The 19,143-nt window shown below is 64.2% G+C and carries 18 protein-coding genes and 1 pseudogene; 8 read left to right on the forward strand and 11 right to left on the reverse strand.

Annotation, left to right across the window (positions count from 1 at the left end; genetic code table 11):
* Nucleotides 1–152 precede the first annotated feature (152 nt).
* The 3 genes from infB to rimP form a co-directional block, all read right to left on the reverse strand.
* Nucleotides 153–3,113 carry a translation initiation factor IF-2 gene (gene infB, locus BN2475_RS11365; protein WP_094779627.1) on the reverse strand — a complete coding sequence of 987 codons (2,961 nt, stop codon included), beginning with the start codon at nucleotides 3,111–3,113 and terminating at the stop codon, nucleotides 153–155.
* A 94-nt stretch (nucleotides 3,114–3,207) separates the two neighbouring features.
* On the reverse strand, nucleotides 3,208–4,683 hold the full coding sequence (gene nusA, locus BN2475_RS11370; protein WP_094779628.1) for a transcription termination factor NusA: 1,476 nt from the start codon (nucleotides 4,681–4,683) through the stop codon (nucleotides 3,208–3,210).
* Nucleotides 4,680–5,138, reverse strand: a complete 459-nt coding sequence (gene rimP, locus BN2475_RS11375) for a ribosome maturation factor RimP (protein ID WP_006052964.1) — start codon at nucleotides 5,136–5,138, stop codon at nucleotides 4,680–4,682. Before rimP ends, nusA begins: the two co-directional genes overlap by 4 nt.
* Nucleotides 5,139–5,324: 186 nt before the next feature.
* On the opposite strand from rimP, the gene BN2475_RS11380 reads away from it, so the two are divergent.
* Nucleotides 5,325–5,561, forward strand: a complete 237-nt coding sequence (locus BN2475_RS11380; protein ID WP_094779629.1) for a hypothetical protein — start codon at nucleotides 5,325–5,327, stop codon at nucleotides 5,559–5,561.
* 91 nt (nucleotides 5,562–5,652) lie between these two features.
* Here BN2475_RS11380 and rluB read toward each other — a convergent pair whose 3' ends face one another.
* From rluB to BN2475_RS11400, 5 genes are all read right to left on the reverse strand, one after another.
* Nucleotides 5,653–7,473 (reverse strand): 23S rRNA pseudouridine(2605) synthase RluB, encoded by a 1,821-nt coding sequence (gene rluB, locus BN2475_RS11385; RefSeq protein ID WP_094779630.1) that lies wholly within the window; start codon nucleotides 7,471–7,473, stop codon nucleotides 5,653–5,655.
* Nucleotides 7,474–7,534: 61 nt separating this feature from the next.
* Nucleotides 7,535–8,545, reverse strand: a complete 1,011-nt coding sequence (gene scpB / locus BN2475_RS11390) for an SMC-Scp complex subunit ScpB (RefSeq protein ID WP_094779631.1) — start codon at nucleotides 8,543–8,545, stop codon at nucleotides 7,535–7,537.
* 22 nt (nucleotides 8,546–8,567) lie between these two features.
* The gene (locus BN2475_RS33535; protein WP_143325772.1) at nucleotides 8,568–8,975 is read right to left on the reverse strand and encodes a hypothetical protein; all 408 of its coding nucleotides are present in this window, start codon (nucleotides 8,973–8,975) and stop codon (nucleotides 8,568–8,570) included.
* A gap of 6 nt (nucleotides 8,976–8,981) precedes the next feature.
* Complete coding sequence (locus BN2475_RS11395) at nucleotides 8,982–10,205, reverse strand: pyridoxal phosphate-dependent aminotransferase (RefSeq protein WP_094779632.1); 1,224 nt, start codon at nucleotides 10,203–10,205, stop codon at nucleotides 8,982–8,984.
* Nucleotides 10,206–10,562: 357 nt separating this feature from the next.
* Nucleotides 10,563–11,465, reverse strand: coding sequence for a LysR family transcriptional regulator (locus BN2475_RS11400; RefSeq protein WP_094779633.1), 903 nt, complete (start codon nucleotides 11,463–11,465; stop codon nucleotides 10,563–10,565).
* A gap of 407 nt (nucleotides 11,466–11,872) precedes the next feature.
* On the opposite strand from BN2475_RS11400, the pseudogene BN2475_RS11405 reads away from it, so the two are divergent.
* Nucleotides 11,873–12,268, forward strand: a pseudogene (locus BN2475_RS11405) (transposase); the annotation flags it as partial.
* Nucleotides 12,269–12,567: 299 nt separating this feature from the next.
* Entirely contained in the window at nucleotides 12,568–12,822 is a 255-nt protein-coding gene (locus BN2475_RS11410) for a hypothetical protein (protein WP_094779634.1), read from the forward strand.
* Between the two features lie 382 nt (nucleotides 12,823–13,204).
* Here the strand turns inward: BN2475_RS11410 and BN2475_RS11415 are convergent, their stop codons facing one another.
* Entirely contained in the window at nucleotides 13,205–13,528 is a 324-nt protein-coding gene (locus BN2475_RS11415; protein WP_094779635.1) for a hypothetical protein, read from the reverse strand.
* Between the two features lie 355 nt (nucleotides 13,529–13,883).
* Between BN2475_RS11415 and BN2475_RS11420 the strand changes: the two genes are divergently transcribed.
* The 3 genes from BN2475_RS11420 (at nucleotide 13,884) to BN2475_RS11430 (ending at nucleotide 15,534) form a co-directional block, all read left to right on the forward strand.
* Entirely contained in the window at nucleotides 13,884–14,522 is a 639-nt protein-coding gene (locus BN2475_RS11420) for a YdcF family protein (RefSeq protein ID WP_094779636.1), read from the forward strand.
* Nucleotides 14,523–14,726: 204 nt separating this feature from the next.
* Nucleotides 14,727–14,963: a hypothetical protein gene (locus BN2475_RS11425; RefSeq protein ID WP_094779637.1), complete on the forward strand. Its 237-nt coding sequence runs from the start codon at nucleotides 14,727–14,729 to the stop codon at nucleotides 14,961–14,963.
* A gap of 313 nt (nucleotides 14,964–15,276) precedes the next feature.
* On the forward strand, nucleotides 15,277–15,534 hold the full coding sequence (locus BN2475_RS11430; RefSeq protein ID WP_013339576.1) for a hypothetical protein: 258 nt from the start codon (nucleotides 15,277–15,279) through the stop codon (nucleotides 15,532–15,534).
* Between the two features lie 119 nt (nucleotides 15,535–15,653).
* On the opposite strand, the gene BN2475_RS11435 is transcribed toward BN2475_RS11430, so the two are convergent.
* Nucleotides 15,654–15,944, reverse strand: coding sequence for a putative quinol monooxygenase (locus tag BN2475_RS11435; protein WP_094779638.1), 291 nt, complete (start codon nucleotides 15,942–15,944; stop codon nucleotides 15,654–15,656).
* 542 nt (nucleotides 15,945–16,486) lie between these two features.
* Here BN2475_RS11435 and BN2475_RS11440 point away from each other — a divergent pair.
* Nucleotides 16,487–17,806 (forward strand): EAL domain-containing protein, encoded by a 1,320-nt coding sequence (locus BN2475_RS11440; protein WP_245841264.1) that lies wholly within the window; start codon nucleotides 16,487–16,489, stop codon nucleotides 17,804–17,806.
* Nucleotides 17,807–17,829: 23 nt separating this feature from the next.
* Here the strand turns inward: BN2475_RS11440 and arfB are convergent, their stop codons facing one another.
* Nucleotides 17,830–18,234, reverse strand: coding sequence for an alternative ribosome rescue aminoacyl-tRNA hydrolase ArfB (gene arfB, locus BN2475_RS11445; RefSeq protein ID WP_094779640.1), 405 nt, complete (start codon nucleotides 18,232–18,234; stop codon nucleotides 17,830–17,832).
* Between the two features lie 172 nt (nucleotides 18,235–18,406).
* Between arfB and BN2475_RS11450 the strand changes: the two genes are divergently transcribed.
* Nucleotides 18,407–19,048: a VC0807 family protein gene (locus BN2475_RS11450; RefSeq protein ID WP_094779641.1), complete on the forward strand. Its 642-nt coding sequence runs from the start codon at nucleotides 18,407–18,409 to the stop codon at nucleotides 19,046–19,048.
* The last annotated feature ends 95 nt before the right edge of the window (nucleotides 19,049–19,143 follow it).

Raw genomic sequence — 19,143 nt, forward strand, 5'->3', positions numbered from 1 at the left:
GCGTGGCGACGTGCGGGCGGCGCACTCTAGCCTGGCTTGACCGCACTCGACGAACGGTGGGCGCCAAACCGCGGGCTCAAAGCGGCGGGCCCAAAAACAACGGGCGGAGCGGGCGTCAAGCCCGCTCCGCCCGCTGAGCCGTGCCGCGTGAATTACAGCGTACGCGCGACTTCGGTGACCTCGAAGACCTCAAACTGATCGCCTTCGACGATATCGTTGAAGTTCTTGATCGACATACCGCACTCGAAGCCCTGGCGGACTTCCTTCACGTCGTCCTTGAAGCGCTTGAGCGAATCCAGCTCGCCCGTGAAGATAACGACGTTGTTGCGCAGCACGCGCACCGACGACGTGCGCTTGACGAAACCGTCCGTGACCATACAGCCGGCCACCGCGCCGACCTTCGGCACGCGGAAGACCTGCCGCACTTCGACCGTACCCGTCACGGTTTCGCGCTTCTCCGGCGCCAGCATGCCCGACATCGCCGCCTTCACTTCATCTACTGCGTCATAGATGATGTTGTAGTAGCGGATATCGACGCCGTTGGACTCCGCCAGCTTGCGAGCCTGCGCATCCGCGCGGGTGTTGAAGCCGATGATGACCGCCTTCGATGCAGTTGCCAGATTGACGTCCGACTCGCTGATGCCGCCCACGGCGCCATGCACGATCTGCACGCGCACTTCGTCGGTGGAAAGCTTCTGCAGCGACTGCACCAGCGCTTCCTGCGAACCCTGCACGTCGGCCTTGACGATGAGCGGCATGTACTGCACTTCGCCTTCGCCCATCTGCTCCAGCATGTTCTCGAGCTTCGCTGCCTGCTGCTTGGCCAGCTTGACGTCGCGGAACTTGCCTTGACGGAACAGCGCGACTTCACGCGCCTTGCGCTCGTCCGGCATCACGATAACTTCTTCGCCTGCCTGCGGGACTTCCGACAGACCCTGGATTTCGACCGGGATCGACGGGCCAGCGGACCTGGTCGGCTTGCTGGTTTCGTCGAGCATGGCTCGCACACGACCGTAAGCGCTGCCTGCCAACACCACGTCGCCGCGGTTTAGCGTACCCGACTGGACCAGGATCGTCGCAACCGGACCCTTACCCTTGTCGAGCTTCGCTTCGATGACGAGACCCTTGGCCGGCGCTTCGACCGGTGCCTTCAGCTCCAGCACTTCGGCTTGCAGCAGAACGTTTTCGAGCAGATCGTCGATGCCCGCACCGGTCTTTGCCGACACCGGCACGAATGGCGAATCGCCGCCGTATTCTTCCGGCACGACGCCTTCCGCGACGAGTTCCTGCTTCACACGTTCCGGATTCGCATCCGGCTTGTCGATCTTGTTGATCGCGACGACGAGCGGCACGCCGCCGGCCTTCGCGTGGGCGATCGCTTCCTTCGTCTGCGGCATCACGCCGTCGTCGGCGGCGACCACCAGAATCACGATGTCAGTTGCCTTCGCACCACGGGCACGCATCGCCGTAAAGGCTTCGTGACCCGGCGTGTCGAGGAACGTGATCACGCCACGCGGCGTTTCGACGTGGTATGCGCCGATATGCTGCGTGATACCGCCCGCTTCGCCCGCCGCCACCTTCGCGCGGCGTACATAGTCGAGCAGCGAGGTCTTGCCGTGGTCGACGTGACCCATCACCGTGACGACAGGCGGACGCGGCAGTGCTTCCGCATCGGAAACCTCGCCTTCGACCAGCATTGCTTCCGGATCGTCCAGCTTGGCCGCAACGGCGTGGTGGCCCAGTTCCTCGACGATGATCATCGCCGTTTCCTGGTCCAGCATCTGGTTGATCGTGACCATCTGGCCGAGCTTCATCATCACCTTGATGACTTCCGAAGCCTTCACCGCCATCTTGTGCGCCAGATCAGCGACCGTGATGGTTTCCGGCACGTGCACTTCACGCACGATCGGTTCGGTCGGTGCCTGGAACGTGGTGCTCTGCTCCTGATGCTTGCCGCGACCCTTCGGGCCACCGCGCCAGCCGCGATCGACACCACCGCTCGAGTCGCCACGCGTCTTGATACCGCGGCGCTTGGCTGCGTCGTCCTGCCAGCCGCCCTTGCCGCCGCCCGGCTTCTTCTTGTCGCCGGCGGGCGGCGTGGTCGTGGCAGCCGGAGCCGCCGCAGCCGGCTTCTTCGCAGCCGGACGCGCCGGCGCTTCGCCTGCCGGACGGGCCGGCTTGTGCAGCGTGCCCTTGGCTTCCGCGGCCTTGGCCGGCTCGGCGGGCTTCGGTGCCGGTTCGGGCGCCTTGACCTGCGCCTTGCGCGGCGTGCTCATCATTTCGCGAATTGCGCGCGCTTCGGCTTCTGCCGCTGCACGGCGCCGGGCGATTTCTTCCTGCTCGGCGCGCGCCTTCTCGGCAGCCTGACGCGCTGCATCTTCTGCCTTCTTCGCAGCTTCGCGCTGCGCAGCACGTTCCGCGGCTGCGCGTTCGTCCTGCTCGCTTTCCTTGACAACCGCCGGCTCGGCGATCCGGGCAGCCGCCGGTTCGGCCTTCGCGGCCACCGGCTGCGCGACTTGCGCTGCCTGCAAGGTCTTCTCGCGGGCGGCCGCTTCGGCTGCAGCCGCTGCACGCTTTTTCGCCGCTTCTTCTTCCGCACGACGACGCTCGGCTTCGGCGGCCTGCTCGCGCGCCTGACGCTCGGCTTCTTCGCGTTCGAGTTGTTCCTGACGCGCCTTCAGCTCCTGAGCCTGCTTTTCGAGCAGCTCCGCTTCATGACGCGCTTCCTCTTCACGACGCTGCAGTTCGAGATCGTCGACCTCGACGCCTTCGGCCGCATGATTCGATGCATCCCCGCCCTCAGCCGAGGTTTCGTCGCGGCGGACGAAAGTGCGCTTCTTGCGCACCTCGACCTGAATGGTGCGAGCTTTGCCCGTCGCGTCGGACTGTTTGATCTCCGACGTATGCCGGCGCGTCAGCGTGATCTTGCGCTTGTCGGCATCGTTCGAGCCATGCGACTTACGCAAGTGGTCGAGCAGACGCGCCTTGTCCGCCTCGGACAGGTTGTCGTCTTCGCTCGCTTTCTGGACGCCCGCCGCCTGCAGCTGCTCGAGCAGCACGCCTGCAGGCATTTTCAGTTCCGCGGCAAATTGGGCTACGTTGTTACTCGCCATTCATTCCTCTTAATGCAAGGACCGATTCCTTGCGGTTAGCATCGGGTCATGCGGCCTGACGGCCGCGTTCAATTTAGTGCGCCATGGTCATTTCTCACTGGAACCAGTGTTCACGTGCTTTCATGATCAACGCCTTAGCGGCATCCTCTTCCATTCCGGTCATCTCGACCAACTCATCCACAGCCAGCTCGGCAAGTTCGTCGCGCGTCTGGACCTGGTGTTCGGCCAGCTTCGCGAGCAGGTCGGCGTCCATGCCGTCCAGGCTCTTCAGGTCGAGCGCCACATTTTCGACCTTTTCTTCATTCGCGATCGCCAGCGTCAACAGCGCGTCGCGCGAGCGATTACGCAGTTCGTGAACGGTGTCTTCGTCGAATGCCTCGATTTCGAGCATTTCGTTGAGCGGCACATAAGCGATCTCTTCGAGGCTCGTGAAGCCTTCGTCGATCAGGATGTCGGCGACTTCCTCGTCGACATCGAGACGCGCCATGAACAGGTCGCGCAATACACCGCGTTCCTGATTCTGCTTCTGCGCAGATTCGTCCGGCGTCATGATGTTGATCTGCCAGCCGGTGAGTTCGCTGGCGAGACGCACGTTCTGGCCGCTGCGGCCGATCGCGACCGCCAGCTCGTTTTCGTCGACGACGACGTCCATGGAGTGCTTTTCTTCATCGACGACGATCGACTGGACGGCAGCCGGCGCGAGCGCGCCGATCACGAACTGTGCGGGATCTTCCGACCATAGCACGATGTCGACGTTTTCGCCACCGAGCTCGTTACGCACCGCCTGCACGCGCGAACCGCGAATGCCGACGCAGGTGCCGATCGGGTCGATGCGTTTGTCGTACGCGATCACGCCGATCTTCGCACGCACGCCCGGATCGCGCGCCGCCGCCTTGATTTCCAGCAGGCCCTGTTCGATTTCCGGCACTTCCATCTCGAACAGCTTCATCAGGAATTCCGGCGCCGTACGCGACAGTTCGATCTGCGGACCGCGCGCGGTGCGATCGACCTTCGCAATGTACGCGCGCACGCGGTCGCCCACCCGCAGGTTTTCCTTCGGAATCAGCTGATCGCGCCGCAACAGCGCTTCGACGCGGCCCGATTCGACGATGAAGTTGCCCTTGTCCAGACGCTTCACCGAGCCGGTCATGATGTGCTCGCCGCGCTCGAGGAAGTCGTTCAGGATCTGCTCGCGCTCGGCGTCGCGCACCTTCTGCAGGATCACCTGCTTGGCGGCCTGCGCACCGATACGGCCGAATTCGATCGACGGCACCGGCTCTTCGATGTACTCGTCGAGCTGGATGCTGGGTTGCTGCTCGCGTGCTTCGAACAGCAGGATTTCCTGATCCGGCTCCTGCAGGCCGGCTTCGTCCGGCACCACCTTCCAGCGGCGAAACGTTTCGTGCTCGCCGCTTTCACGGTCGATATGGACGCGGATGTCCGCATCCTCTTCGAAGAGTTTCTTGGAGGCCGAAGCGAGAGCCGCTTCGAGCGCGGCAAATACCACGTCTTTGTCGACATTCTTCTCGCGTGCCAGCGCATCCACCAGCATCAACACTTCGCGACTCATTGTTTGCGGCTCCTAAAGTCAACTTTCGGAACGAGGCGTGCCTTGTCCATGTCCGCGAGCGTGAAATCGAGCATCGCGGCGCCTTCCTTCCCTTCAAATTCCAGACCGATCGTCTCGCCTTGCGGAGCATGCAGGATGCCCCGGTACGATTTCCGTCCGTCCAATGGCTTTTTCAATGTGATGACCGCTTCGCTGCCCGCGAAGCGTTCGAAATCCGCCAGTTTTTTCAGCGGGCGGTCGAGACCCGGCGACGACACTTCAAGCCGCTCGTAATCGATATTTTCGACCGTCAGAACGTGCTGGAGCTGACGCGTGACTTTCTCGCAGTCTTCGATCGCGATGCCGGCCGGCTGGTCGATATAAATGCACAACATACCGCGCCCGGTGCGCTCGAGATCGACGAGCTCGTAGCCGAGTCCCACGACCGTGGTTTCAATCAGTTCCGTCAGTTGCACAGTGCCCTCTTAGATGTTCGCGCAGCGAGCCTGCCGCCTGTTTTGCAAACAACCAATGCGGGCCGCGCGCCAAGCCGGCGCACGTTCGTGCGAACCCGAGATGCCAAACCACGATGAACTGAGCGGCAAAAAAAAATGGGCTAAACGCCCATCATCTTATTACCGGTGGTCGCACCTGAGCCGCACATGAAAAGCCGCACGCCCAGCGACTGCGCGATTGTAGCCATTTTTCAGGACAAACGCAATCCGCAGAACGCCGCGCAAAGCGCATTTCCGCTTGATTTGACGGGAATCTTGCCACTCGTCTGGCGCCGCTGCCGCCTTTTGCAAGGTGGCTTGAGTGGCCTGCGGCCGGCACTGGACAAGCGGTGCAAATTCACCCGCCTCAGCTTCAGCTATCACACGATTTCATGCGGTGCCTGAAACCGCAGCGTTGATCGACCGGGCTGACGGCGGCTTGCGAAAATCGCTAAACGATCAACGCCCAACCGCCGCGTCCCTCCGACTTTGCTGCTTAACGGCCACGCGAGCGGCCGCGCGGCGCGCCGCCGCCGCGATTGGCGCCGCCCGGGTTGGCATTGCCGCCTGCGCGGTTGGCGTTGCCACCACGGTTGCCGCCCGGCGCGCGATTGCCGCCGCTGCCGCCGGCGCGCTTGCCGCCACCGCCCGCGCGATTGCCACCGGCCGACGGCGCGCGATTGCCATCGACATCACGGCCGCCACGCGGGCCAGCCGCACCACCGATACCACCGGCGCCACGCGGGCCAGCCGCACCACCGATACCACCGGCGCCACGATTGCCGTAGCCACCGCCGAAACCACCCCCCGCGCCGCCGAAGCCGCCGCCTGCCGCGCCGCGACGACCTTGGCCACGCGGCTGCTGCTGGTCGAAACGGCTGTGCGACATCAACACCGGTTCGCGGCCGATGAAGCCCATCGAGGTTTGCATTGGATCGGGCTGCTTGCGCTCCGGCGCCGCGTTGCGGCTGCCGCGCTCTTCGGTCGGTGCCTTCAGGCCGACCGACGCCATCAGCGCGCGCACCTGATTGTCTTCGAGCTCTTCCCAGCGGCCACGTTTGAGGCCCCTCGGCAGCGAGATCGGGCCGTGACGCGTGCGGATCAGGCGGCTGACCATCAGGCCGGCCGCTTCGAACATGCGGCGCACCTCGCGGTTGCGCCCTTCGGCGAGCGCGACGTGATACCAGTGATTGGTGCCTTCGCCACCACCGTCGCGGATGCGCAGGAAATTCGCCGGACCGTCTTCCAGTTCGACGCCATGCAGCAGCTTCTGACGCATACCTTCAGCCAGTTCACCGACCACTCGCACCGCGTACTCACGCTCAACGCTATAACGCGGATGCATGAACCGGTTCGCCAGATCGCCCGATGTGGTCAGCATCAGCAGACCTTCGGTGTTGAAGTCGAGGCGGCCCACTGCAAGCCACTTGGCGGTTTTCATCGGCGGCAGCTTGTCGAATACCGAGGGACGGCCTTCCGGGTCGGCGTGGCTGACGATTTCGCCGGTCGGTTTGTGGTACAGCAGCACGCGTGGCGGCTTGCTGGCCAGCTTGCGCTTGACCGGCTTGCCGTTGATGCGAACCTGGTCGGTCGGCATGATGCGCTGGCCGATGTGGGCCGGCTCGCCGTTCACCGAGACGCGCCCGGCGACGATCAGCTCTTCCATGTCGCGGCGCGAGCCCATGCCCGCTTCGGCCAGCACTTTATGCAGCTTCGGTGCGTCGTCGTCCGCCGCCAGCACGCGCTTGGGCGCAGCCGCCTTGCCACGACGCAGCATCGGCGCGCGCACGCCGCCGGTCGCGCTGTTGTCCGCATCGAACGCGGGCGAGGTCACGTATGAAAACAGATCGTCCTGACCGCCTTCCGTAACTGCCGCTGCCGCCGCTTCGCCGCCGCGGCGGTTCTGGCGCTGGCCGCCTTCGCGCGGCTGACGCTCACGCTGACCGCCCTCACGCTTCGCACCGCCCGCATTGGCATTGCGTCGCGCGCCTTGCCCCTTGGCGCCCGCATCCTTGCGCGGTGTGCGCACCTGCGCAACCACCTCGCCGTCCGGCGGCGCCTCGGTGACAACCGGCGCCCCTTGTGCGGGCGCGCCTTCGGCGCCCTTCGCCTTCGCTCCAGCGCGGCGCCGCGCGATCAGGCTGCGTGGTCCGCGACGCAGGCCGCGGCGCGGACGGTCTTCACCCTCAGTTTCCGTGGTCTGCGCCGGGCGCTCGCCCTCGCCTGCCGACGCTTGCGTGGAGCGCGCTTCGTCGGCCCGCGCCGACGGCACGGCGCGCTCGGATTCGGACGAATCGGTGTCGTGGGTATGTGTCAAAACAACCTCAAAATGTCAGGTCGCGCGCCCATTGCGGGCGCGGCAAAAAAATTCGGTTACGTCAGGCGCTGCGCGACTCGGGTTCGTCGTCGGTCAGAATGCCTGCGTCCTGCGCGGCATCGCGACGATCTTCAGGATCGCCATGCGCCGCCGTGGTCGGGTTCGGCTCGGCCGCGTGCTCCCTGCTGCGAAGTACGCCCGAGTCGTGCGCGGGTGCTGCCGGATCGGTCTGGGAGACCGGATCGTGATGCTGTGCGGACCCGGCGATGCCGGTCTGCGGTACTGCGTGTGCCGTTTCGGCTTGTTCCTGTGCGGCCGGTGCGTCCTGTGTTGCTTGTGCGTCGATCGCGTCCGGATGCGGCGTCGGCGCGGGCTCGATCCGCGCGGCCCAATCCACGGCTTCGGCTTCGGCCGCTTCCACGCCAGCGGCTTGCGCCGGCTGCGCCGCTTCCGCCTGCTCCGGCGACGCGTGTTCCTGATCCGAAGCCTGCACCTGCGCAGGCCCGACGTCAGCGAACTCGATCGCATGCTGGCCGAGCAGATCCGCGTTCAACTGCGCCGACGGGTCAGCAAGCGGCGGCAACTCGTCGAGCGCCGTCAGGCGGAGGTCGTCGAGAAACTGTCGCGTCGTTGCGTACAGCGCCGGGCGACCCGGCACGTCACGATGGCCGATCACTTCGATCCAACCGCGATCCTCGAGCTGCTTGACGACCTGCGTGTTCACCGTAACACCGCGAATCTCTTCAATATCGCCGCGCGTCACCGGTTGCCGGTAGGCAATGATCGCGAGCGTTTCGAGTACCGCACGCGAATATTTCGGCGGCTTTTCTGGATGCAAGCGATCCAGATACGAACGCATCGCGGGCTTGCTTTGAAACCGCCAGCCCGACGCCAGCCCGACCAGCTCCACACCGCGCCCAGACCAATCCTGCCTCAGGTCTTCGAGCAAAGTCCGAACGGTGTCTGCCGACACGCCGTCGGCAAAGAGCTTGCGCAATTCGCCAAGCTTTAATGGCTCCTGCGCGCAGATCAAGGCAGTCTCGAGGACGATCTTCGCCTCTTGGGTATTCATGCAGCTAGGTCAGACCCTGTGGTCAAAGAACCGGATCAAACAGACGATATGGAACTGAAGACGCGCTCGCCCGATTCTGATCGGTCATATTGATGGGAGCACGCGCCGGGGGGAGGCGAAACAGACTATCGAGCCAAACCCAGCCGGACGGAGCAGCGATAATCCCGGAAGGAATCGCGTGACTGAGCGCCATATTACGCAAAAACGACCGGTGCGTAAAGACGAAATCCCGCGCGCATTTTCTGGCCGCGCTCCAGCCGACTCGCCCGAGTGGAAAAGCGAACGTAACTTTGCTGAAACGCTGATTTGCAACAAGCTTTTCGGCCGCACTTTTGGGCAGCGCTTTTGGGCAGCGCTTTTGGGCAGCGCTTTTGGGCCGCACTTGTGGGCCGTGCTTTTCAACCGTTTTACCGACCGCTTTCTCCGCCAACGGGCATCAAACCGTTCCGTGCTGCGCCAGAAACCGCTTCAGACGCTCGACACCCGCATCCAGCCGTGCGGTATCGCAGGCATAGCACCAGCGCACGAAACCCTCACCCTGCGGACCGAACGCGCTGCCGGGCGCGAGACCCAGCCCCACTTCGCGCACCATCGCCTTGCATAACTCGAGGCTGCGCGCGGCACCTGGCATCGTAAAGAACAGGTACATCGCACCGGACGGCGCCTTGACATCGACACCCGGCACCGCCGACAACGCGCGCACCAGATGGTCGCGCGACGCCCTCAGATCGCGCACCAGTTCCTGCGTGAAACGCTCGCCCTGCTGGACCGCCACGATGCCCGCCTGCTGGACGAACGACGGCGCGCATGAGGTGTTGTACTCGACCAGCTTGGCCAGATCGTCCATCAACGCGGTGGGCGCCACGATCCAGCCGAGCCGCCAGCCGGTCATCAGCCACGCCTTCGAGAACGAGTTCACGCAGATCACGCGTTCGTCGCGTGCGGCCAGATCGAGAAACGACGGTGCGGTGCGCGCACGCGCGCCGTCCGCCATGACGGCGCCGTCCGCGTAATAGAGACGCTCGTAGACTTCGTCGGCGACGATCCAGATGCCGTGACGCCGGCAATGCTCGAGCACCGTGCGCTGATCGTCGCGGCTCATCACCCAGCCGGTCGGATTGTTCGGCGAGTTGATCATCAGCATTTTCGTGGCGGGCGTTAGCGCCGTCAGCAATTGCTCGACATCGAGCTGCCAGCCGCGTTCGCCATAGCCCAACGCAACCGTTTCGACATGCGCGCCCAGAATCTTCGGAATCTCGACCAGATTCGGCCACAACGGCGTCACCGCGACGACCCGGTCACCGGCGCCCACCACCAGTTGCGCGGCGAGCATCAGCGCATTGACGCCCGCGCTCGTTACCGCGACGTGATCCGGCGAAGTGGCGCCATGCAGTTCGCTGACATAGCTGGCGAGCGCCTCACGCAGCGGGGCGATGCCCAGGTTGTGCGTATAGAACGTCGCCCCGGCGGTCAGTGCGGCGCTGGCGGCGTCGCGGATGAAAGCCGGCGTGACCCGGTCGGACTCGCCGAACCAGAACGGCAGCACGTCGTCGACCCCGAAACCGGCGTTGGCGACTTCGCGGATTTGCGACGGACGCAGCGCGCGCACGGCGTCACGCGCGTTCGGGATGGAGGGCACAGGCAGGTCCGATTCGCTCATCGAGGATTCCAGGCGGATGAAAGAGAGAAGCTGACGCGCAGCGAAGCCGCTAGTTTAGCGCGGCGCCTGTTTTGGGGCCGGCAAACCTGCCGGCTGGCGCGGCCGGTGCGGATGGTGCGGATGGTGCGGATGGTGCGGATGGTGCGGCAGGTGCGGCAGGTGCGGCGCATCAAGCCTGGTTGTTTGCGGCCGCAGCGACAACCCCGGCAGCCCGATGCCGTGCCCGGTGCGGCCGGCAAGGCCGGGGGCGGCGCGTCAAGCCTCGCTGTTTGCGGCCGCAGCGGCAACCTCGGCAGCCCGTTGCGAACCGCGGCGCAGCGATGCATTGTGTCGGCTGGATTCAGCGCGCCTGCGAAACTAGCTCAAGTCCTCCGCCCGCGCCGGCAACTGCCGGATCAAGTCCCACACGGCCTCGGCCGCGGGCGACAGCGAGCGATCGCGCCGCCGCACCAGTTCGACCCTGCGCTCGGCGCGCGGCACGAGTGGCCGCGCCACCAGAGACGCGCCCGCCGGCGGCGGTAAAGCCAGCCACGGCAGCACGCTCACGCCGACACCCGCCTCGACCAGCCCGAAAACGGTCGCCGAGTGCCCCAGCTCCTGCACTACGGTGGCGTTCACGTCGTACTCCTGCATCACGGCGTCGATGATCGGCCGGCTACCCGACGCGTAGTCGAGCATCACGAGTTGCTGCCCGTCGAGATCGGTCCACGCCACCTGTTCGCGCGCCGCCAGCGGGTGGTCATCGCGGGAGACGACGCAGAACGAATCCGTCATCAGCGATTCGCTGAGCAGATCGTCGGCGGAAAACGGGCCGATGATCACACCGAAGTCAACCTCACCTGACTTGACCTTGCGCATCACGTCACTCTGTACGTCGTCGCGCAAACCGAGCGTGATGTACGGAAATTTCCGCACACATGCCGCCACCACGCGCGGCATCAGCCGGCAGGCCACTGTCGGGCTGGCAGCCACGATCACGCGGCCGCGGCGCTGTTCGCCGATTTCACGGATTTCGCGCAGCGCGTCGTCGAGATCCGACAGCAGACGCGACACGCTCGACACCAGGTTGCCGCCGACGTCCGTGAGCTGCACCTCACGCGTGGTGCGATCGATCAGTTTCAGGCCGATTTCGCCCTCGAGCTCGCGCACGCAGCGACTCACCGCAGATTGCGTCAGGCCGATTTCATCGCCGGCCCGGCTGAAACTTTGCAAGCGCGCGACCTCGATGAAAACCCTTAGCTGACGCAGCGTTACGTTCATTTATTTATCTCATTAATAGTCTCATTTGATGCGGGATTGTATGCCAAAAGCGGTCCAGCGGCTGCCGTTGGCGTCTTCGTTGCGATGCAGCAAAAGGGCGCGAACGCACGCCAGCCGGGCCTGATTGCACAGGATTGGTGATTGTCCCGATTTTCCCGATCGGCTTTTTGGATTCTTATACGCCCCTAGCTAGCGCCCGCGCTGGCCCGCCGTCACGGGCTTTCACGCGGTCGGAATCGAATTGGCACACTTTCTGCATTAACGTGCACACAGGGTTGGCGCCATGACTTCTGACTGAATAGCAGACCGTGGCAAGCCCGCCCCCCTTGGCACTCGCCTATCGAGTGCATGGAGAGTGCGCGGCGCGGGGCAGCGCACCGGAGTTAGCTTCGCTGAGGTGAAACATGATGCTGTTCGACGATTTGAGAGACAACGAGTGGGCGCTGGTCGAAGCGTTGTTCTGTGCGGAGCCTGCGCGGAGCGAACGGCGTGGTCGGCCGCGCGTCGAAGCACGCGCGGTGGTCAATGCGGTGCTTTGGGTGCTGTCGACCGGCGAAGGCTGGTCCAAGCTGCCCGGCCGCTATCCGTCACCGCCGACTTGCCGCCGCCGCTTCGACGAGTGGCAAGCCGATGGCACGCTCGCCGAAATAGTGAAGCGACTCGGCACGAGCGGCCGTGAAATTTCGCTGCGCGGGCGCATTGGCGCGACGGCCGCGAAACCGCCGGCACCGCCGAGCCGCGACCGCCTGCGCGGCGCGTTCTGGACTAATCCCGAATCGTGGCGCGCGCCGGTCAAGATGGCCTGACGCGAATTGTTCTGCTTCCGGGCGCCTGCGGGCGCCCGGTCCATATCCGGGCTACCGGGCGGGCTGTCGGCACTCGCTAACCCGTCGTGGGTACCGCTGTCAGGCGCACTCAATGCGCCTGTCTCTTCCCCGGCACGCCGGCCATCGTCTCGCGCCGTGCGTAGACGCCTGAAACAGCGCATTCGTCGCTGGTGAAACATCCATTTACTATTACTTACAGCGTGCTTTCGCGGCTGGGCATACCTTTATGCGTATGCAAACAGGCCTTGAGTCGATTGGCTTGACGGGAGCTCAGCATGAAAGCAATGTCACTGCTTCTGTGCGGCATTGTGATTTCATCCATGGCCGCACCGGCGCTTGCCCAGCAGCGCCAACAGGCGTGGAACTGGCGGCCGGACCGCCCGGCTACCGTCGAAGCCTGGCAGCAAAGCGAACGACGCAATCATGACTTCGCGCCGCCGGCACCTCGAGGTGATTTGCGCGGCGATATCGCGAGCAACGTGCGAGCGCGCCCGGAGGCGCCACGTGAGGACCCGACGCGGCGTCGTTAGTTAGTTAGCGGGTCGTCAGCTGGCAGGTATGGTGAGCGGAATTGCCCGGGACGCATGTGTTTGCGCGTCGCGTCCCAGGCTGGTTGTGCGTCGGTCTGCGGTGGCCGGCTGCGAGCCCCGAGTGGCGGCTACGGTGTAACGAATCATCATTGTCCACGCATGACGGGAACCACCCGGCGCCATACCGGTCTGATTTAACGCCATTAGCACAGCGTGGCAGTAGTAATTCCGGTATGCCCGTATCCTCGCGATACGGGCTTTTTTTTCGCGCGAAGGTGACCGCCGACGCACAGGACGCCGGCCAACTCACCAATAACAGGAGCACAAAATCGACGCCAGCCCGCTACAGCAACCGGCATAACAGCGCCAGCCGCGAGCCCGCCTAAGACCGGACTTCGAGCGCCGCGGTAGTCCGCACGTCGGCTGCGGCAACGACGTAGTCGTTCATTCGCTGTGCGGTCCAACTGAGCAGACGCTCGTCGTGCGCGAGCCGCGCGAACTCGGCTCTGCCTCGTTCGGTGAGCACGGCGATGTCGACAGGTGCATGAAAGCCCGGTGCCGGCGCGACGGTGCGCTGCCGAACGGTGTCCATCAAGCCTAGTGAGCGAAGATATTGGAAAACACCCGGCCTTCTGGCCCATGGGACCTGGCGATATTGCGCTCGCCGCAGCGCTTCAAGTACCGCTTCGTTGGAATACGTGTTCATCTCACTTCTTTCTTAAAGTGCAGCCATGACACATCTATGCCCAACACGTCACCGCGCCACCAGTGACGCGCGAAGCACCCGTCTTTGGCCGGAAGCTCGCTGCATCTGGAACAGCTGAACAGCTGATTTCCGCCAGGTGCTGCCTGGTCTCGATTCCGGAACCCCCGTTTGAACGACATGCTAGCGTTCTGTCTATGGGCCGGCGATGCAACCGCCGTGGCGCGATGGCGGGCCCGTAGATTTGTCCCGAAAGACATACGTTACCCCATTTAAATTGATTCTATTCACTTTATTAGCGCTTTTTTTTGCAGCAATCGTGCTAGGGAAGCGCGCCCGCCGCCCCCTCACCCTGTGCATGGTCGTCCTGTTCTGGCTGCTCTCCGCCGGCTGGCTGACCGCGCCGCTACTGGAGCTCGCGCAGCCGCGCCAGCAGAGTCCGGCACCGGCCGTCTTTGCGCCGCGCACTGCGATCATCCTGCTGGGCGGCGGCACCATCTACAACCACCACCACGAACTCGTGCCGCCGCGTGACGTGCTATCGCGCATAAAAGTGAGTGCGGACAACTACGCCGCATGCAAGCAGACGGCGGCCACCTGCCAGGTGATCGTGAGTGGCGGCAATCCACAGCGGCATCCCGCGACCGAAGCCGAGACCTATCTGCCCTACCTGCTGCGCCAGCGGGTTGCGCGCGCCGACATCGTTCTGGAAGACAGCAGCCGCACGACGTATGAAAACGCGCGCAACGTGTCGGTCATCGTCGGCCAGTCACATTACGACGCTTTGATACTCGTGACCTCCGCGTACCAGATGCCGCGCGCCCTGCTTGACTTCCACCGCTTCGGCATCGAGCCGCAGCCGTTGATTGCGGGCGTGCGACACCCACATCTGGGTGTACTGCCACGCTATGACAATCTGGTGAACGCGGAAATCGCACTGCACGAATTGCTTGGGATTGCGCAATTTCATGTCTATTGCGCGATCGGATGGTTCTGAAAAGTCAGAGCGAAACGCGGCGTGTTTTATTTAGACGTGCGAATTCTTTCAGGCAACCCACGATCAGCGAATAACGACCAGATGTAACAAATGGTTACTGCGGTTACAAAGCGGTCTACTGGAGAGGAAATTGCTGGCTAGAATGGATAGTCTTCCAACTGGACAGGCAATACTCGGGTCCACAACCACTCTACGGAGGTAACGATGAAGAAAGTGTCCCTGGCAATCCTGGTTTCCCTTAGTGCAGTAACGGGCGCGGCGTATGCGCAAGACCAAGGCATTACGATGAGCACCGATCCGGCCAAGGCGGCCGACGTCGAACAGCGTGCGCAGGAATTGCAAAACCGTCAGCAGACGATGGAAAGTGCGCCGGCCATGCAGCCGAAGCACCACAAGATGTCGCCGCACCATCAGAAGAAGCCCGAGGCGTCGAATTCGTAAGCAGAGCTGAGAAGCGCACCCGGCGGCCTGGCCGCAAGGGTCAAAAGCCGAAGCCGGCGATGCCGGCTTCGGCTTTTTTGTTGTCTAATGGAGCGCAAAAAGCGACGTGCAAGAGCACGTGCACAAGACTCGCGACGGTTCACCGCAAGGCGCGCCAAAGGTTCGGCGGCCTCGCGCGCAGCCTGGCGCCCGCGCAGTTCCGGCAGACTGCGCCGAGCCCGCGGCGCGCGGCTTTCGGTATGCTAAAGTCGCGCACCGACCGGCGCCCCGCCGGACTCCCCTAACCTGTGCGCACCCTGGTGCGGAGGACAGCATGAGCAACATCCAGCTAGATATCGAATGGACAGAAGCAGCATCTCGCAAAATTGAAAAACTGATGCCGCGCGGCGGTCAGGAAGCGTTCCTCGCGCTGCCGCCCGTCGAATGCCTGCCGATGGAAGGCGACGTGCTGTTTCTCGGCCCGGACGGCAAGCAGCAACCCTTTATCGTCGCGGAACGCCAGTACCACCACGACGGCGACGCCGACTGGACCATCATCCTGATCCTCGACGTCCCGCAAGCCGCCCACTGACACTGCACTTCAGGATCAACGGCGAGCACCGCAGGGGCCGCATGCGGCCTCACGGCGCTCACCGGCTCGACTCATCAGCTCGACTCACCGGGCGCCGCTTCGGGCGCTAACCCCAGCGCTTACGCGATCTTCGAGACGACGCGAATTTCCGCGTGCTCGACCCAGTCCGCCACGGCTTTCCTGTAAGCGTCGATGTGCGCGGATTTCGCATGCGCCGCCAGCGCTTCCCGACTCTCCCACCGCTCGACAAACACAAACCGGCGCGGCTCCTGCACGTCCCGGTGCAGATCGTACTGAAGCGCGCCCGGTTCCTTGCGCGTCGGCCCGACAATGCCCTCGAGCGCCTGCCGCAGTTGCTCTTCATAGCCCGGCTTCGCCACCGAGATTGCGACCACCGCGATTTCCGCCATGTCTGCTCCCCTTTCACGAAAAGCAGCAGCATACCCGCCGACCGGCAAACCTGCGCGCGAGCGCGGCAAGCCATCGGCTGGCATCGCAACACCGGATTGCGCGGACACGTAATGGCGCTGTGCATGACCATTGTGCAGAACGTCCAGGCACCGTCCTTGGCTGAAGTTTGGCGGGCGGCCGCTTGTCGCCCTGCTACCCTCGCTCATGCAGACAAGTGCTGCGATTGAGCATCGGCTTCAGGCGCGGCGAACCCACGCGAAACCGGCCGGCGCCTGCCGCATTGCGATGCTGGATCGGCGTGAGCAGCCGGTTTGCGTTGTGATCTGCCGGATCCCCGCCCGGTCTGTGATAACCCGCACATTCATGCGAATTGCAAACTGCTAGACTGGTTTTGACCAATTCCGCCGCAGTGCGGCACGGCTGGCATCACCCTGCGCGTTCCCGGGCGTTATCGAATTCGTCCCGGCGATGCCCGGGCTGCTCATCCGTTGCGCGCTGAACCGGTTGGCGCGCCCTGTCACCCGCTTGCCACGATGCCTTCATGTCCGCTCTCATGCCCCACCCAATGCCATCCGTCAGCGAATTGACCCTGAGCGGCCTGCTGCCGCACCTGGTCCGCGGCGAATCCGGCTGGACCGCGACGTGGCGCGCGCTGACACTGCATAGCGTGTTCCAGCCGGTGCTGTCGGTGACGCATCAATGCGTAGTCGGCTACGAGGGATTGCTGCGCGCGTTCGACCCGGTCGGCCTGCCGGTCTCGCCCGATGCCCTGTTCTCGGGCACCCTGTCGGCCGTTGACGCACGCGAGCTCGATCGCATCGCGCGCTGCCTGCATGTGGCGAATTTCATGGAGCAAGGCATCAGCACCGGCTGGCTGTTTCTGAACACGCGGCCGCAGGTGTTCGAAACCGGCTGGCCGCAACGCGCGTTCATTGATGAATTGTCCGCGCACTTCGGTCTGCCGCAGGAGCGCATCGTGATCGAAGTGCTCGAGCAGCCCGCCGACGACGAATCCGCAGTCGCAAGCATGCTCGCCGCCTCGCAGCCACGCGACTTCCTGATCGCGATCGACGACTTCGGCACCGGCTTTTCGAACTTCGATCGCGTCTGGCGCTTTCGCCCCGATATCGTCAAACTCGACCGCTCGCTAGTGGCGCGCGCCGGCAAACGCGAGGGCGACGATTCGATGATCAGCCACCTGATCGCGATGCTTCATCAGTCCGGCACGCTGGTACTCGCCGAAGGCGTCGAAACCGACGAGGAACTGATGATTCTGATGGACGCCGACGTCGATTTCGTCCAGGGTTTCTGGCTCGGCCAGCCGAAGAGTTCGGTGCAGGCGGCCTGCGCGAAGGTGCCGGCGCTGGCCGAATCGATCTGGAGCAAGTTCGCCGACTACGAACGCGCGCACGCCGGTCATCAACGGCTGGGCTTCGAAGGTTTCGCGGACGCGGTGCTGGCCGCGGCCGAGACCTTCAAGGTCACCGGCGACCTGCGCCAGGCGGCGCAAAAAGTGTGGCACCTGTGCGAAGCGCGCCGGGTGTTCATCACCGACGGTCAAGGCGAGCAGACCCTGCCGTCGATCACAGCCGCTTCAGTACCGGCGCCGCCGTTGCGGCTCGCGCCGCTCTACACGCAGACACGCAGCAACTGGTCGCGGCGCGCCTATTTCAAGCATGCGCTCGCCGCGCCCGGACGCGTCGCGATGATGGGCCCGCATTATTCGCTCGCAGATGGTCAGGACTGCTACACCGCTGCGATCGCGTTCGAGCGGGACGGCATGCATGTGCTGTGCGTCGACTTCGTGCCGACTGTCCCCGCTGCGGATACGCGTTCCCGCGCACGCGGCGTCAGGCACTAAGTTTTTGGCACTTGCCCCATGCGCTAATCTTCCACCCGGCCGCGGCCGGCTTTGATCTCGCCGCGCCGGGCCTTGCTGTCGAGCCTGCGCAGGTTCGACGCTCGCGTCGGCCGGGTCCCGACACGCGGCTTGCGCGTGACGCTGACACTTTCGATCAGCTCGTCGAGCCGCGCCAACGCGGCCGCGCGGTTCATCTCCTGGGTCCGATGCTCCTGCGCCTTGATGATCACCACGCCGTCGCGCGTGAGCCGATGATCGGACAGTGCGAGCAGACGCAACTTCAGCACGTCCGGCAGCGACGACGCACGCACGTCGAAACGCAGATGAATCGCGCTCGACACCTTGTTGACGTTCTGACCGCCCGCCCCTTGCGCACGCACGGCGGTCAATTCGATTTCGTTCGACGGGATCGGATAGCGGGATGTCATGAGGCTGGATTGGGCTGGGAGACGTTAGTGTACACAGCGATGTGCGCCGCGCGCAGCCGGTCACCGAGCCCGCACCGACGGCTATCGGCCGCGACGGTCCATGCGAAAAACCATTTGCATCCGGCCCGCCAGTTCGTCGATACTGCGTTTTTCGCTTACAGCGTAAATTAAGATGAAGCTGCGTCCCGGATTCGTGGTCGAACTGGCCGTCAACTTTTTGCTGCCGTGGCTTGCCTATCGGCTCGCGCTGCCACATCTGGGCGAGACCGGCGCGTTGATCGCGTCAGCCGTGCCGCCGATCGTCTGGAGTCTGATCGAACTGGCGCGCTTTCGCCGCGTCGACGCGCTCAGCGTGATGGTGGTGGCCGGCATCGTGCTGTCGGTTGCGGCGATGGCATTGGGGGGCAGCCCCCGTATGTTGCTGTTGCGCGAGTCGCTCGTGTCCGGCGCGGTCGGCGTGGTGTTTCTGCTGTCGCTGCCGATGCGCCGTCCGCTGATCTTCTACCTCGCACGCGCCACCGTTGCACGTGAAATGGCTGGCGGCGCCGCGCACTTCGAAACGCTGTGGCGCGAGCGGCCAAGCCTCGCGATCGCGATGCGAAAGATGACGCTGGTGTGGGGCGCAGGCCTCACCGGCGAAACCGCGCTGCGTGCCTGGATGGCGCTCACGTGGCCGATCGAGCGCTTCCTGGTCGTCTCGCCGTTCGTCGGCTATGGCATCTACGGCGGCCTCGCGCTGTGGACGCTGTGGTATCGGAAGACGCTGCGCAATCGCGCCGACGCACGCACGCAGCCGGACGGAATCGCCAGCTGAGCGGACCTGCGCAACGGCGTGCGCTGCCCGCATCACGCCATTACCTGGCGATTAACCTGCGATTAACCTGCGATTAACCTGCGATTACCCAGAGA

This window comes from Paraburkholderia ribeironis, assembly GCF_900019265.1.
GTDB classification, from domain to species: Bacteria; Pseudomonadota; Gammaproteobacteria; order Burkholderiales; family Burkholderiaceae; genus Paraburkholderia; species Paraburkholderia ribeironis.

Excerpts from the sequence above, each read along its gene's own strand:
- infB (WP_094779627.1), bottom strand. The coding sequence starts at position 3,113 with ATGGCGAGTAACAACGTAGCCCAATTTGCCGCGGAACTGAAAATGCCT.
- nusA (WP_094779628.1), bottom strand. The coding sequence starts at position 4,683 with ATGAGTCGCGAAGTGTTGATGCTGGTGGATGCGCTGGCACGCGAGAAG.
- BN2475_RS11380 (WP_094779629.1), top strand. The coding sequence starts at position 5,325 with ATGAAAAGCCGCACGCCCAGCGACTGCGCGATTGTAGCCATTTTTCAG.
- scpB (WP_094779631.1), bottom strand. The coding sequence starts at position 8,545 with ATGAATACCCAAGAGGCGAAGATCGTCCTCGAGACTGCCTTGATCTGC.
- BN2475_RS11395 (WP_094779632.1), bottom strand. The coding sequence starts at position 10,205 with ATGAGCGAATCGGACCTGCCTGTGCCCTCCATCCCGAACGCGCGTGAC.
- BN2475_RS11400 (WP_094779633.1), bottom strand. The coding sequence starts at position 11,465 with ATGAACGTAACGCTGCGTCAGCTAAGGGTTTTCATCGAGGTCGCGCGC.
- BN2475_RS11410 (WP_094779634.1), top strand. The coding sequence starts at position 12,568 with ATGAAAGCAATGTCACTGCTTCTGTGCGGCATTGTGATTTCATCCATG.
- BN2475_RS11415 (WP_094779635.1), bottom strand. The coding sequence starts at position 13,528 with ATGAACACGTATTCCAACGAAGCGGTACTTGAAGCGCTGCGGCGAGCG.
- BN2475_RS11420 (WP_094779636.1), top strand. The coding sequence starts at position 13,884 with ATGGTCGTCCTGTTCTGGCTGCTCTCCGCCGGCTGGCTGACCGCGCCG.
- BN2475_RS11425 (WP_094779637.1), top strand. The coding sequence starts at position 14,727 with ATGAAGAAAGTGTCCCTGGCAATCCTGGTTTCCCTTAGTGCAGTAACG.
- BN2475_RS11430 (WP_013339576.1), top strand. The coding sequence starts at position 15,277 with ATGAGCAACATCCAGCTAGATATCGAATGGACAGAAGCAGCATCTCGC.
- BN2475_RS11435 (WP_094779638.1), bottom strand. The coding sequence starts at position 15,944 with ATGGCGGAAATCGCGGTGGTCGCAATCTCGGTGGCGAAGCCGGGCTAT.
- BN2475_RS11440 (WP_245841264.1), top strand. The coding sequence starts at position 16,487 with ATGTCCGCTCTCATGCCCCACCCAATGCCATCCGTCAGCGAATTGACC.
- arfB (WP_094779640.1), bottom strand. The coding sequence starts at position 18,234 with ATGACATCCCGCTATCCGATCCCGTCGAACGAAATCGAATTGACCGCC.
- BN2475_RS11450 (WP_094779641.1), top strand. The coding sequence starts at position 18,407 with ATGAAGCTGCGTCCCGGATTCGTGGTCGAACTGGCCGTCAACTTTTTG.